12 protein-coding genes are annotated in these 12,787 nt (G+C 62.4%); 8 read left to right on the forward strand and 4 right to left on the reverse strand.

Going from position 1 to position 12,787, the window contains the following annotated elements; genetic code table 11:
• Nucleotides 1-33 precede the first annotated feature (33 nt).
• Together ACY4LX_RS29835 and ACY4LX_RS29840 are read left to right on the forward strand one after the other, a co-directional pair.
• A complete protein-coding gene (locus ACY4LX_RS29835; RefSeq protein WP_463258579.1) occupies nucleotides 34-912 on the forward strand; it encodes a metal-dependent hydrolase in 879 nt (292 codons plus the stop codon).
• A gap of 245 nt (nucleotides 913-1,157) precedes the next feature.
• The gene (locus tag ACY4LX_RS29840; RefSeq protein WP_463258580.1) at nucleotides 1,158-1,808 is read left to right on the forward strand and encodes a hypothetical protein; all 651 of its coding nucleotides are present in this window, start codon (nucleotides 1,158-1,160) and stop codon (nucleotides 1,806-1,808) included.
• On the opposite strand, the gene ACY4LX_RS29845 is transcribed toward ACY4LX_RS29840, so the two are convergent.
• Together ACY4LX_RS29845 and ACY4LX_RS29850 are read right to left on the reverse strand one after the other, a co-directional pair.
• A complete protein-coding gene (locus tag ACY4LX_RS29845) occupies nucleotides 1,796-2,908 on the reverse strand; it encodes a hypothetical protein (protein WP_463258581.1) in 1,113 nt (370 codons plus the stop codon). The genes ACY4LX_RS29840 and ACY4LX_RS29845 overlap by 13 nt on opposite strands.
• A complete protein-coding gene (locus ACY4LX_RS29850; protein ID WP_218585800.1) occupies nucleotides 2,902-3,567 on the reverse strand; it encodes a hypothetical protein in 666 nt (221 codons plus the stop codon). Before ACY4LX_RS29850 ends, ACY4LX_RS29845 begins: the two co-directional genes overlap by 7 nt.
• 205 nt (nucleotides 3,568-3,772) lie before the next feature.
• Between ACY4LX_RS29850 and ACY4LX_RS29855 the strand changes: the two genes are divergently transcribed.
• The 6 genes from ACY4LX_RS29855 (at nucleotide 3,773) to ACY4LX_RS29880 (ending at nucleotide 10,277) form a co-directional block, all read left to right on the forward strand.
• On the forward strand, nucleotides 3,773-5,233 hold the full coding sequence (locus ACY4LX_RS29855) for a fatty acid desaturase (RefSeq protein WP_463258582.1): 1,461 nt from the start codon (nucleotides 3,773-3,775) through the stop codon (nucleotides 5,231-5,233).
• A gap of 65 nt (nucleotides 5,234-5,298) precedes the next feature.
• The gene (locus ACY4LX_RS29860) at nucleotides 5,299-6,360 is read left to right on the forward strand and encodes a glycosyltransferase family 2 protein (protein ID WP_463258583.1); all 1,062 of its coding nucleotides are present in this window, start codon (nucleotides 5,299-5,301) and stop codon (nucleotides 6,358-6,360) included.
• A 53-nt stretch (nucleotides 6,361-6,413) separates the two neighbouring features.
• Nucleotides 6,414-7,448 carry a hypothetical protein gene (locus ACY4LX_RS29865; protein ID WP_463258584.1) on the forward strand — a complete coding sequence of 345 codons (1,035 nt, stop codon included), beginning with the start codon at nucleotides 6,414-6,416 and terminating at the stop codon, nucleotides 7,446-7,448.
• Nucleotides 7,445-8,179, forward strand: a complete 735-nt coding sequence (locus ACY4LX_RS29870) for a hypothetical protein (protein ID WP_463258585.1) — start codon at nucleotides 7,445-7,447, stop codon at nucleotides 8,177-8,179. Before ACY4LX_RS29865 ends, ACY4LX_RS29870 begins: the two co-directional genes overlap by 4 nt.
• Complete coding sequence (locus ACY4LX_RS29875; RefSeq protein ID WP_463258586.1) at nucleotides 8,176-9,270, forward strand: glycosyltransferase family protein; 1,095 nt, start codon at nucleotides 8,176-8,178, stop codon at nucleotides 9,268-9,270. The genes ACY4LX_RS29870 and ACY4LX_RS29875 overlap by 4 nt, the downstream gene beginning before the upstream one ends.
• A gap of 41 nt (nucleotides 9,271-9,311) precedes the next feature.
• Complete coding sequence (locus tag ACY4LX_RS29880; protein WP_463258587.1) at nucleotides 9,312-10,277, forward strand: fatty acid desaturase family protein; 966 nt, start codon at nucleotides 9,312-9,314, stop codon at nucleotides 10,275-10,277.
• Nucleotides 10,278-10,347: 70 nt separating this feature from the next.
• On the opposite strand, the gene ACY4LX_RS29885 is transcribed toward ACY4LX_RS29880, so the two are convergent.
• Nucleotides 10,348-11,163, reverse strand: a complete 816-nt coding sequence (locus tag ACY4LX_RS29885; protein WP_149660928.1) for a YfaP family protein — start codon at nucleotides 11,161-11,163, stop codon at nucleotides 10,348-10,350.
• A 3-nt stretch (nucleotides 11,164-11,166) separates the two neighbouring features.
• Complete coding sequence (locus ACY4LX_RS29890) at nucleotides 11,167-12,786, reverse strand: DUF2300 domain-containing protein (RefSeq protein ID WP_463258588.1); 1,620 nt, start codon at nucleotides 12,784-12,786, stop codon at nucleotides 11,167-11,169.
• Nucleotide 12,787: the final 1 nt, after the last annotated feature.

Consider the following 12,787-nt stretch of genomic DNA (forward strand, 5'->3'; position numbering starts at 1 on the left):
AGCCTGTAGTTTTTCAAGGCAGCTCCCGTCGATATGTCGTATCTCAAACGCCTGTTCTCCCGGTGCCCGCCTGCGCAATCAACTAGCACAACAATCCCCCATCGCAACGTTCGCTTTGCACTGGATGCGAGTATTCCCCGTTACTGGTATCGAGACTGGCCCCACGTCACGCGTTTTTTTGATGGGCTGTCGATCATGTTTCCCCTCGGCGAAAAACTGTTCATTGATAGTGTCGTGCACTTTCGTGGCGCGATCGAAACAGATGCCACGCTGTCCAGGGCAGTTGACGCGTTTGTTTATCAGGAAGCGTCGCATATTCGTGAACACCGGCTGTACAACCAACTGCTGGCGGCACAGGGCGCACCGATTGATGAACTGGAGAAACTGCTCCTGCGCCGACAGGAAGTCGGCAATCGGTTCACGCCGGCGACGCGTCTGGCCATGACCGCCAGCCTGGAACATTTCACCGCCATCCTCTCCGACCAGTTGCTGCGCCATCCCGCCGTGCTGGAAGGCGCCGACCCGAAGATGGCCATGCTGTGGCGCTGGCACGCCATCGAAGAAACCGAACACAAGGCCGTCGCCTTCGACGTGCTGTGCGCGGTGGTGCGTAATCCGCTGTGGCGCTACCTGATGCGCTGCGGGGTCATGCTGACCATGACGGCGTACTTTGCCGTCGACGTCCTGTATTTCATTTACCGACTGGCCAGGAATGACGGGCAACGCCGTAACTGGCGAGGCTGGCTGCGCTTGCTGTGGTGGTTATTCGTCAACCCCGGCCCGCTGACACGCGCCTTTCCGAGGTGGCTGTTCTGGTTCGTCCCGGGGTTTCACCCCAACCGCCTCGACACCACTGATGCCCTGGACGCGGCACGCCGAACACTCGACGAATACGTCGGGCCCACTCGATGAACACGCCTTGGGTGCCAGAGGGCTTTGACGATTGGCCGCTGCATTTTCCGGCCACGCCATTCGCAAGGCCGACGGCACACCTGGATTGGACGGGGCGATTTATCTCGTGCTGGGACAAACCCACGCCAAGCCTTCCCCCAAGCACAATGGTGGTGTTGGTGGCCGGGCTGTTTTCCGAGTGGTTGCCACGGTGTTTTCAGGAGTGCGCCCAAGCGCTGAGGCGCGCGGGTTATCAGGTGCTGCGCATGCCTGTACGTTCTTCGCGCGGGGTGATGGCGCAAGGCAGGCATATCCGCCAAGTGTTGGCCGCCGAGCTGAAGCCAGGGCAACGCTTTGTCGTGTTGGCGCACAGCAAGGGTGGGCTCGACGCGCTGGCGGCACTGTCTCAGGATCGCGCCTTGAACGACGCGTGTGATGGCATTGCACTGGTGCAACCGCCGACCGGTCCTTCGACGGTCATGGATGAAGTGCTGGGCTGCGGCACCGGGCTATCCGCCCACGGCTCCCCCCTCGACCGCGTTCGCCGGGTGCTGGCCAAAACGCCGTGGATGGCCGCGGGCACACGGGATATCAGCAGCCGGCGCGACCCGCAGATCGCTCAACTGCTCAATCAACTGCCCGCCGACTTGCATGCGGCCCACGTCGTCAGTTGGACCGCCGCCCCCAGCTCACGCTTCGACACCCATCATGCGCGCCTCAATGCGCAACGACCGGGCTGTGCCCATGACGGCCAGTTTTACCTCGAGAACCTGTGCATCGAGGGCATGCCGCAGATTTGCTTGCCGCGTCTCGATCACGGCCAGCCAGTACTCGGCGGTGGTGGTTTCGACGCGACCCGGTTCTGGCTGACGCTGCTGAACGTCTTGCACGAGACCCGGCCCGCTCAGACCAGATAGATCTCAAACCCCGGGATACGCCCGGCATCCAGCGCCAGCGCGGGTGCGCTACTGACGCAAGGCGCGGTGTACAAATCCATGGGCACGGACACTGAGCGATAGCGGTTCATCGCCGTCCACAGCGGATCATTGTCATACAGGCACAGTTGCATCAGCGCGTACCGACCGCGAAGCCGTGCCCAGGCGACATCCAGCAGGGCGGCAAAAATCTGCGGGTTTCGCTCCCGAACCTGTAGATGAGTCAGGTAAATGTCCTGCAACGCCTCGCCCGGGGCGGCAATCGCCGGACGCCCCAACGCCGGCGCGCAGGCATTGAACGCGAGGCGCAGCGCCTGGTGGGACAGCGGCAGTTTCTCCAGCACCACCCGTTTGATACGCCCGGCATCCCAAGGGGCAACACAACCGAGCAGGTTGTCTTGCGCGTCCACGGCCAGCAGAAAGGACTCGATTCCGAAGTCCGGCCAGGTGTCCAGGCGCCGCGAAAACTGCGCCTCGCTAAAAACGCTGCCAAACGGCTGGCCCGCCGATTCACGGTCGAGAAAGGCCCGCAGCGCATCGGCATGGCGGGGTTGCGCCTGGACAATGCGCACGTTCTCCACCGTTCGCGGCGCACTTCCCCAGCCGCGCTGACCATACACGGCGACGTTGCTGTAGCCGCGCCAGTGGGAAAGCATCAGCGGATTGGCACGCCGACCACCGAGCAGCGAGTGTGCCGCCAGCCGATTACTGCGAATGACACAGCAATAGGCGTGCTGCACCCCGGTTTCATCGGCCAAGGCTTCGAGCCGAACCTTGACCTCGGCCATCCACGACTTTGACAGGCGCCGGTCTGGCACCAGCCGCAGATCCCCCAGATAGGCCACGGGCTGAATGCGTTCCTGCAAATAGCCCTCACGCACCACCAGGCTGGCGATGCCCTTCAACTCACCGCCCTCGCCTTCGGCAAGCCAGGTCCGATGGTCCGCGGCATGGCAATGGTGCAGCGCGAAATAGTCCGGCCCGCGATCAAAGCGCATCGGCAAGCCACCTTGCATGGCCCGCTGCGCCTGGAAATCCAGCAGTTTCAGGTTGTCGGCGGCGCTGGCCTGGCGGATCAGCATGGCGACGGGCGCGCGTCGGCAAACAGGCGCAACGCCAACGGCCGAAGATTATCGGGGCGCAATTCACACAGGCAGGCCAACTCATCGCCCGAGGCGTAGCGGGGATTTTTTTCGAGGAAATATAAAACGTTGTTCAGGCGCAAGTGAGGCCCGGGGACCTCGGCCAGTTCCGTGGTCAGGCGACCTTGGGGCACGTCGAAGGACAGCACGCCGGTGTTCGGATCGTAGGCGTCGCCAAAGCGATCGATCGCCAAGTGATCGAGCAAGGCCTGAGTATCACAATCTGTCACCCTACCCGCGCGCGGGGCATAGTTCAGCGCCATGGCGCCCAGATAGCGATAGGTGCGGTGGCCCTTGCAGATCAGGAACCAGTAGAGCGGAACTTCAGGCATCGCCTGCCAGATCTCCCCCGCCAGGCGCATCCAGGCGAATGCCAGTTGCTGGCTGCCCCAATGTTCACGGTCAATGATGGTATCGCCCGAAAAAATCACTTTAATCGGTTGGCCGGCCCAGGTTTTTTCATACAGTTTGAGGGTGGTAAAACCGACAATAACTTCATCCGCACCACGCAAAACGATGCAGTGGGTTTTGTCCTTGAGATCCTGATCAAAGCGTAAACGCGAAGTATCGTGGTACGACGCAGAATAAATCTCGAACATCCGATCAATTTCATTTAGGCGCAGCCGGGAGCATTCAAAGGACGTTGCGCATAAACTCATGGAGACCTTCTGCATCAAGAGCAAGATGGCCGGATTCTGGCGGGATCAATCGGTCAATGCAACGTAGACTTCCGCGGGTCAAACAGGTCTTCCAATGACAAACTTAATGACTACGTGTCCTGATATATCCAGGTGCCCTTAATTCATGCCCCACAGCGCTACCGGTCTTGGTTTTAATACGTCCCGCGTGACCCGCCCCTTTAGTTGGCTTGTGGTCTACACCGTGGTGACCGGTCTTTTATATTTTCTGGTCACGCACTTTCCGATGGGGCCGGTGCGGGTTATTCAGCCGGGCATGATTGACGCGCACATCAAGAAGTTGCCTTTCACGCTGGCGCTGTATTTGAGTTATCTGTTGATCATGCCGACCCTGGTGTTGATGGGTCGGCGTTGCGAGTGGCTGCTGCCGGCCTTTTTTGCCGCCGCCCTGGCCTCCGGGACCTGCCTGGTGAGCCACCTGTTCTGGCCCACCCTGGTGATGCGCCCGGACACTTCGTCACAGTTGCTTACGTGGTTCTACCAGATCGACTCACCGCTGGCCGCCTCGCCCAGCGGCCATGTCGCGCTGCCGGTGGCGATCAGCGTGGTCCTGAGTTACCTGCGCGTTCGCCAGGCCTGGCTGTTTGCGCTGTGGAGCCTGGTGCTGGTGATAACCGTGCTGACCACCGGACAACATGTCTTTCTCGACGCGGTGTATGGCATCGCCGTTGGCGCCGTCGCAGGCCTGATCACCGTCCTGCTGCTTCGCCTGAAGGTGGATTTGCGCACCCTGGGCGCGATCCTGCTGGAATGGCTGTGCATCATCGTGACGCTGCGCATCGCGATCTATGTCGCGGACTGGCGCGTGTACGGCCTGGCCTTCGTCATCATTGCCGCGCGCCAACATGCGCTGTTCATCCTGTACCACGACGCCACGCACTACCACCTGACGCGCCATCGCCGTCTCAACGACTTTCTGATCAACCTGGCCATCGGCGTTCCGGGCACGGTGCCCATTGAATTCTATCGGCCGCTGCACCTCGAGCATCATCAGCACACGGGCGCCGCACGGGACCCGGAGCGGCGCTTTCTTTATCATCGGCAACCCTGGCAGTTCAGGCCCTTGAGCGGGAAGTTGCTGCTCCGGCAATTACTGGGCGATTTGTTGATCATCAATATGCTGCGTAACCTGCGCGCTTATAAAAACGCCGGCGGCGCGTCACTGAAGATGACCCGACCGGTTATGGCGGCGGGCATTATCTGGCTGGCGCTGTTGTCAGTGCTGGTCTGGCAATGTTCTGCACAAACACTGTTGCTGCTGGCCCTGCTATGGTTTGTGCCACTGGCCACGCTGGGCACTTTGTTGCAGAAGATCCGCAGCATTGCCGAACACAGCGGTGGACCGGGTGTAACCCCCGGCTGGCCGGAATGGACGTACGCATGGCGCGTGGGCTGTATCGGCCGGTTTTTCATCTGGCCGTATCACATCAACCTGCATCTGCATCATCATCGCAACGCCAACCTGCCATGGCATGCCCTGCCGGAACTGGTCAGCGCCGATGATCGCCTCATGGACTCCCGGGCGCTGCTGGCCCTGCTCTGGTCGGGGTCGAAGCAAAAAGGCTGAGTTCATTCGCTTCGGGCGAAAACGCTTGGGCTAACACACTTATTACGAAGCAACTCGGGATGCCAATGGCGCATGGAAACAAGGAAGTAACGAGCGGACTGGATGTCGTCGCAGCCAACACGGCATTAGTCGTCGAAACCAATAATCTGCGCGGCGGCCATGACTCACAGGAAGCGTTGGCGAGCCTGAAACGGCTGATCATCGCTTTTGGCCAACAAACACTGGCACCGCAGACTTTTGCGCAGTGGGTCATCACCCATGACGGTCTGGATGCCCAGGCGTGCAACGAGCTTTCAGAACTGGCCGGGCGGCCGATCGACTTCATCGAAATCGATTCGAGCACCGGCTACTACGATGCGAAAAATGTCGGTTTCGACGCTGTCGATCAAAGCCGCTGCCAATACGTAGTCTTTGCCGATGCCGATTGCAGTCCCTGCCTCGATTGGCTGGAGCAGTTGCTCTCGCCCTTCGCCCAGCCCGGGGCGACGGCACCGCTGGCGGTCGCCGGGCGCACCAGTTACGACGCGAGCCCGACCGGAAGCGCCCTGACCGCGATCGACTTCATGTATTTCCCCAGCCCGTTGCGCGAAGGCGCCACGCGCAACTTCTACGCGAATAACGTCGCGTTTCGCTGTGACACCTTCGAACAGCATCGCTATGAACCGCTCGATGGCGTGTACCGCGCGCATTGCCAGGTCATGGGCCTGCGCCTGCAAGCTGCCGGGGTGGCGGTGCTGTACGCCCCGCGCGCGCACACCGAACACAAATTGCCGGACACCCGTGGCGAAGTGGTGAAACTGCGTTGGCTCAGGGGCGGCGACAGCGTCGGCCTCACGCCGTACCTGGTGCGCGCCTATATGCCGGCCTGGCTGCAATGGCTCGGCCGCAGCGGGCCCGTGGGCCCTTTTTGCGTGATGGCGGGCCGTCTCGGTTACAGCCTGCGCGCCTTGAACCATCAGGATTTGCCGCCGCTGCACGGTGTGCGACGCCTCGCCGGGATATCGATGGTGATTGGCATGTCGTTGCTCGATACCGCAGGCGCAGTCGTTCGGGGGCTGGGCATCTCTGCCGGTCGCGGGAAAGCTCGCCACTCTGAAGCACTGTCCTATCACCGACCTTTGGATTGATTCCGGGCAACGCCGCAGCTTTTTTGCACGTAACCCGATTACAGGAAGTAATGATGAAAACTGACTCCTTCGTTTCACGCTGTTCCTACCTGACGAGCCTGGTCCTGCTGTCACTGAGCATCCAGGCCAACGCCGCGCCCGCCGAGTTTACCGGCCGTGGCGTGTTTCACTTCGCCTCCACCGAAGGCTGCCCGCCCGACCTCATGGGCGGCACGACGGGCAATAACGCGCAGTGCAACCGCATCGCGCTGGATGTGCCGGATGCCCACGCCAGCCTCGACGCTGACGCTCATACCATCGTGATATCTGCCGATGCCGCCCATGACAGCAAAGCCGTGATTGGCGACGTGTTGCTGCATGGCAGCGGTATCGCGGCTGACGGTCAGCGTGTGCCGTTGAGCCTGCACGTGCTGCTGCGTCGATCGGGCAAGACCTGGAAGCCCGACACCTACGTGCACTCGCCGGTGCGCGGCAAATTCGATGACATCGTGATGCCCCCGTACCGGATCATCGTCCGCGAAGGCAGCACTGAGCGCGTGCTGTTCACCGCCAAACAGGCGCGCAATCTGCTCGCGCACCCATCACTCGCTGCGCGGGTGGCCAACTACTTTGTCGTCGTGCGCGCAAGCGATGAGAAGCATCCTTCCGCCAACGACATCACGATTTCCCTCGGCGTCGGCAAGGTCTCGAAGTCGCTGATGCGGGCCGGTTTTACCTCGGAAGAACCGACCACTACCGACCTGAATCAATTGCTCACCAATGGCAGCTGGAGCCTCAAGTTGCAGGCGTTGAGCAGCCACATTCCGGTGTGGGTGGTGCAGCGCCAGCTGTTTATCTTCGGTCTCGAAGACAGCCCGCTTCTGAAAGACGTGCGCGAGCGTGGCTTCAATAAACAGGACACGCTGGAATTCGGGGCGCGCAACGGCACCGGTTATCTGCGTTACAACGACCGTGAAGAAGCCTTCCCCGGCGCGGCCACTTCGGGCTACGCCTTTATGCAGGACAGCTTTATCGGCTTGATCCTGGCCTGGCACCGCAAGCCGGAAGCGCAAACCACCGCGGCTACCGCACAGCAGTCGGCGCAATGAGGGCGATGGAACAAACCGGCACCGAAGACGGATTTACCTGTTTGGCCACACCCAAGGCACAAGGCCTGGGCGCGGTGCAGGCGCGTTGGGTGGACCGGATCAAGCGTGCCGCACTGGCACGTTTGCACCGCAGCCAACGCGGGGAAAGGTTGCTGCTGCGCATGTACCTTGCCGGGGAAGACGCGACGGAACGTGCCCTGCTGGAAGAGTTGTTGCCGCAGTCGCCCGACTGGCTTGAGCGTCAGGTCGAGCAACACCTGGCCGATGAACGCCGGCATGTAACGCTGTTCAGCGAAGCCTTGCGCGCTGTGGGGGATGACGGCGAGACGCGCCTGGCCCCGGACTGGCTCAGCCGCCGCAAGATCCAGCGCTGGCAGCGCCTGGCGCATCGCTATGCAAAACATTTCGAGCACGGTTTGTTGGTACCCGCTTACGCAACAGGCCTGTGCGCCGAGCAGATGGCCGAGCGCGTCCTCAGTCGCCACTGCGCTGTGATTGGCCCCGAGCATGGGTTCTACCCGTTATTGTCCCGGGTGCTGGCCGACGAAAAAGCCCACGTCCGACTGTGCGAACACACCTTGCGGCGCATCGTCGGCCCCCAGGAAACCGGCCACCTGAGCACGTTGCTGGCCGAGATCCGCACGATCGAATCCGGCTTCGGCGTGACCGGCGCACTGGCGATGTACGTGGCCGGTTGGGTCTATGGCGGGACGCGCGGTGGTCACCGATGACGTCACGCATTCTCTACCTCGCCACCGCCGATGCACGGGGTCATTTGATGCGCGCCCAACTGCTGGTGCACGCGTTGCACAAGGCGGGCGCGCAGGTCGAAGTGCTGACCACTTCGGATCAAGGGCAGCGCTTTCTGGAAAGCTTCGGTATCCAGGCCGAGATCCTGTCGCGGCACTACGCGGTGCAGTTCGACAGCGGGCAGAACATGCTGCGCAAGGCGACCAACAGCAACGTGGCGCACTATGTTTTCCGGCCGGGCCGGATGCTTCGCGACATCCTGCGCTTGCGCCGCAAACTGCGCAGCGCCGACCTGGTGATCAATGATTCCTTCCACCCGGCGCTGCTGTTCATGGGCGCGGTGCCCGGGTGGCGGCGCAAGGTCGTGCATGTGTACGGCGCGAGCCTGAAGGTCGCGCTGATCAACAATTTCGAGGGGATGTGGCCGCGTTTTTTCGGGCGGTTATTCGGCTGGATCGTCGGCCTGCAGATCGACGCGGCGCGCTCGTGTATCGAGCATGACTTCGCCTATGAGGTCGACGATACCCAGGCACCGGCAGTGTTTCGATTGCCGACGCCCGTCGCCCTGGCTGACACGCAAACGACGCAAAAAGCGGTGGGCGCGGCGATTTATCTGAACCCGCATTTCAGCGATATCCTCCTGGCCGAAGCCTTGAGCGCGGGCATCGCCGATGCGGGCCTGAGCGCCCATCAGGTGGGTGAAGGTTACGCCGGGGTTGGCGGCTGGCTCGGGGTTGACCCGGACTGGGCCAGCCGTGCGGCGCAGGCACAGGTGATCGTGTCGGCACCGGGCATGGCTGCGCTGTCGATCGCGCGGGTCTATCGGCGGCCGATCATTCTGGTCCTTACCGATCAGCCCGAGCAGGCGACCAATGCCGCCCGCGCGGCACAGCTGCAGTTGGAGCACCGAGTGGTGACCTGGCGCGGTGACGCCGCTGATTTTCGCCGTCAGGTGGCACAAGCTGCCGCGCAATTGACCGAGGCTCAAGCGCCGGATGCCGACGGGGCGGCCGGCAACGCGTGCGCCCAGGCGCGGATCGACGCGTGGGTCAGTCGCTTGCTCAGCGTGTGAATCCGCTCACTCACGCCGCCACACACAAGGAGGTGACGCACGTGTCCAGACCCAGTTCCCGTGCCGGCGACAATCCGGCCCTGAATGCTTACACGCTGCCCGCAGAATTCTTTGCGTTGAAACCGTGGCTGACCCTGTTGGCGCTGCTGGCGGACTGGGGCTTGATCGCCGCGTCATTGGCGGCGGCGGCGCTGTGGCCGCACCCGGTCACTTACCTGCTGGCGGCGATCATCATTGCCCGCAGCCAATTGGCGCTGGCGGTGATCATGCATGAAAGCGCCCACGGCGTGGTCGTGCGCCACCAGGGCCTGAATGATGTTATCGGGCAGTTGTTTGCCGCCGGGCCGTTGTTCCTGTCGCTGCACACCTACCGCGCCGGGCATTTGAAACATCACCTCGCGCCGATGCGGCATGACGACCCGGTGGTCGCAGTGTTTGGTCTCGGTGACTTTCCGCTGCCCAGGGGCAAGCTCGCCGCCAAGCTGTTGGCGGACCTCTCTGGGGTGGGCTACTTCATCAGCGCCGGCCAGTTTGCCCGGGGCGACTATCGGGACATCATGCCCAAGGTCGACAAATCACCCGGCCAGGTGACGTGGGAAGTGTTTTCAATGCTTGCCAGCAACGGCCTGCTGCTCGGCGTGTTGGCGTGGTCCGGGCACGCCTGGCTCTACCCGGCCTTGTGGTTGCTGCCGGCGATCACCCTGCTGCCGTTCATGGGCCGCATCCGCGCCATCATGGAACACGCCGGCCTGCCCGCCTGCGATGACCAGAGCCAGAATGCCCGGAGCATTGTCCGGAGCAACTGGCAGACCTTCGTGTTCGGCCCGCATGCCATTCACTACCACATCGAGCACCACCTCTTCGTGCGCGTGCCCTTCTACCATTTGCGTAGCGTGCATCAGCAACTGGTGGCCCGGCAGTTGGTGCCCACCGGCAACCTCTATAACGGATACATCGGGGTCTTGCGCGATGTCAGTCTTGCGGCCGCTAAAATGCCGGCCGCCTGATTCGACATCCTGCGGGATTGCTCAACTGGCGGCGTCGCCTTGGGGGGTCACAGTCCTATGGCTACCCCCCTCACGGATAACTGAACCCCTTGACCAGCGTCAACTCTCCCACCGCCCGCATCGGCACCAGGAACGTCTCCATCTTCTCGTTGGGCGTGCCTTCCTCTGTTATCACCGTCACTTGCGCCGTGGTCAACGCCTGAACCGCATCCTCCTGCCCTTCTTCGTCATTGCGATAGCCGCCGCCGAAGTAATTCACATACACCAGGTACTGCCCCTTGATCGGCGCCGGCATCGCGAAGATTTCCGGGCCATACCCCGTGGTCACGTCGACATCGAGCGCTGCGCCATTGGGTGCCACCCGGTCGCCGTACCAGATGTGGGCGCCGTCCGGGGTAATCAGGTGCAGGTCCAGATCGGTGTTGTCGCTGTCCCACGACAGCAGCACCCGCAACTTGGCCGGCGTCGCCCCGCCGCTGACATTCAGGAACTGGGTGCGATGCCGTTGCTGGCCATCGGGGCTGCGGACTTCAACGCTGTTGCTGCCATTGGGGAATGAATACGGGCGATCAAAACGGCCTGCCGGGTCGATTTTCAGCGGCATGCTGATACCGTTGACGATCAAGCGTCCCGGTTCTTTCGACTTGGGCGTGGCGTTGATCTGCCCGGTAATGCGCGCGGTGTTGGCCTGGCCTGGCGGTGTATTCACCGACGAGGCCGGGTAGTTGACGCTCTGGCGAAAGTTTTCGCCTTCGCCCTCGAGGGCGCCGGTACGCCAGCCGCCGATGGGGGTGTCGAGTTTGACCGCGGCATCGGCGGCGAAGGTCGTCGGCAATACGCAAAACGAACAGAGGAACAGGAAGACCTGTGGATAACGGAGTTTCATGGCCTATTCCAGCAAGAGGTGGCGGGCGAGCCCTTCGATGTAGGTTTCATCCTGGCCATTGGGATGTGCTTCAAAGGCCAGGTGCAGGTATTCGTGGGTCAGGTCGAGGCGGTCCTGCAGGGACAGCACGCCGCGCACATAAATGCGCTGGCGTTCGCGGTCGACGTAGGGGCGGCCGAAGGCCAGGCGGCAGACGGCGAAGGTGTTGACTTCGTTGTAGCCGACTTCGTTTTCGAGTTGTGGGCGCCAGCCGCGACGTTGTTTTTGTAGCCAGTCTTGCGCGGCGGGTAACGCTTCGCAGGAGGCGACGGGGTTGTCCCAGCGGCTGAGGCTGGCGCGCGGGTAGGCGTGCAGCAGGATCGCGTCGTAGCGTTGGCCGGCGTTGGCTTGTTCAACGGCTTGTTGCCAGGACAGTTTGTCCGGGCCGGGTTGGTCGGAGTGATAGGTGACGGTGCTGCCGGCCAGGACCAGGTCGTTGGTCCACGCGGCAATGTCGCGGGATTCGGCCGTCGCCGGGCGTGGGGCAACCCGTTGGCGGCTGCTGCTGTCATCGATGCTCAGGCAGTCACCGTTGCGCGTGGCGTTTTGCAGCAGGTAGGTTCTGATTGCGATGGCCAGTGCTTTCGCGGCTTCGGCAGGTTCGGATTTGGCTTCCCGTTGCAGCACGCGGGCGACGTACTCTTCGCGGTCCAGGCGCGCGACCAGCTTGTCGTTGAGTAAAAACAATTCGCCGTCGCTGTGGATGTCCAGTTGATTGCCGTTGGCAAATTCGACGCGGTAGTCGCCCTGCAAAGGGCCCGACTGAATAACCCGATCCCCCGCCAGGACGCGGCCGATCGGATACCGTGAAAACAGCCCGACTTCGACACAACGTCCCGCATCCGCCGGCCAACCCGTCGGCAACACTGACGCCAGCGCCTGACCGTAATGGCGCAGCACCATTTGACTGGTCCCACGCCCACCGGCCCAGATCGGCGTGCCATCCACCGTCCATCCGGCGAATCCGCCCTGACGCGACGAAGGGTCCTGATCCCCCAACCAGCTCCAGGTTTTCACCCGCAACCGGCCGCCGAGTTCGCCCACGGCGTTGCCGTCAGCGGCGTTCAACACCACGTCCAGCAACACGCGTCGGGCCTGATCCTGAGCGGGCATCACCGCCAGCACTTTCAGCAACTCCGCCACGGAAACCCGCGTAGCCGGCTGCAATGACGGCAGGTTCAGCAACCATTGCGGCGCCTGGCGTGCCTGCCAATAGCTGCGCCAATCAGCGCCATTAATCCCCAATCGCGCCGGCTCGAAGTACAAGCCGCACGACTTCACCAACGCTTGATCGCGGCCAATCTTGCCGCCCGCGGTGCAGCAATACACTTCTTCCTTGGATTGCCCGCGACACTCATACGCAGGTTCCCGCGCACCGGTGTCCACCAGCCAGCCGTAAACAAACAGCTTCCACAAACTCCCTAACGGCGTCTGCAGATCGGAAGGCAACGGCTCGCGGGCCATCACCTGGGTCCGGCTCAGCGACAGCAATTCACCCTTGAAGCCCAGCCGCAACGGTTCGTCCTGCGCGGTCGCCAGCGCAGGGAGCAAACACAGCAGCCACCAGACCAGAGGTCGGGTCATG

The organism is Pseudomonas sp. Emmai (genome assembly GCF_055179735.1).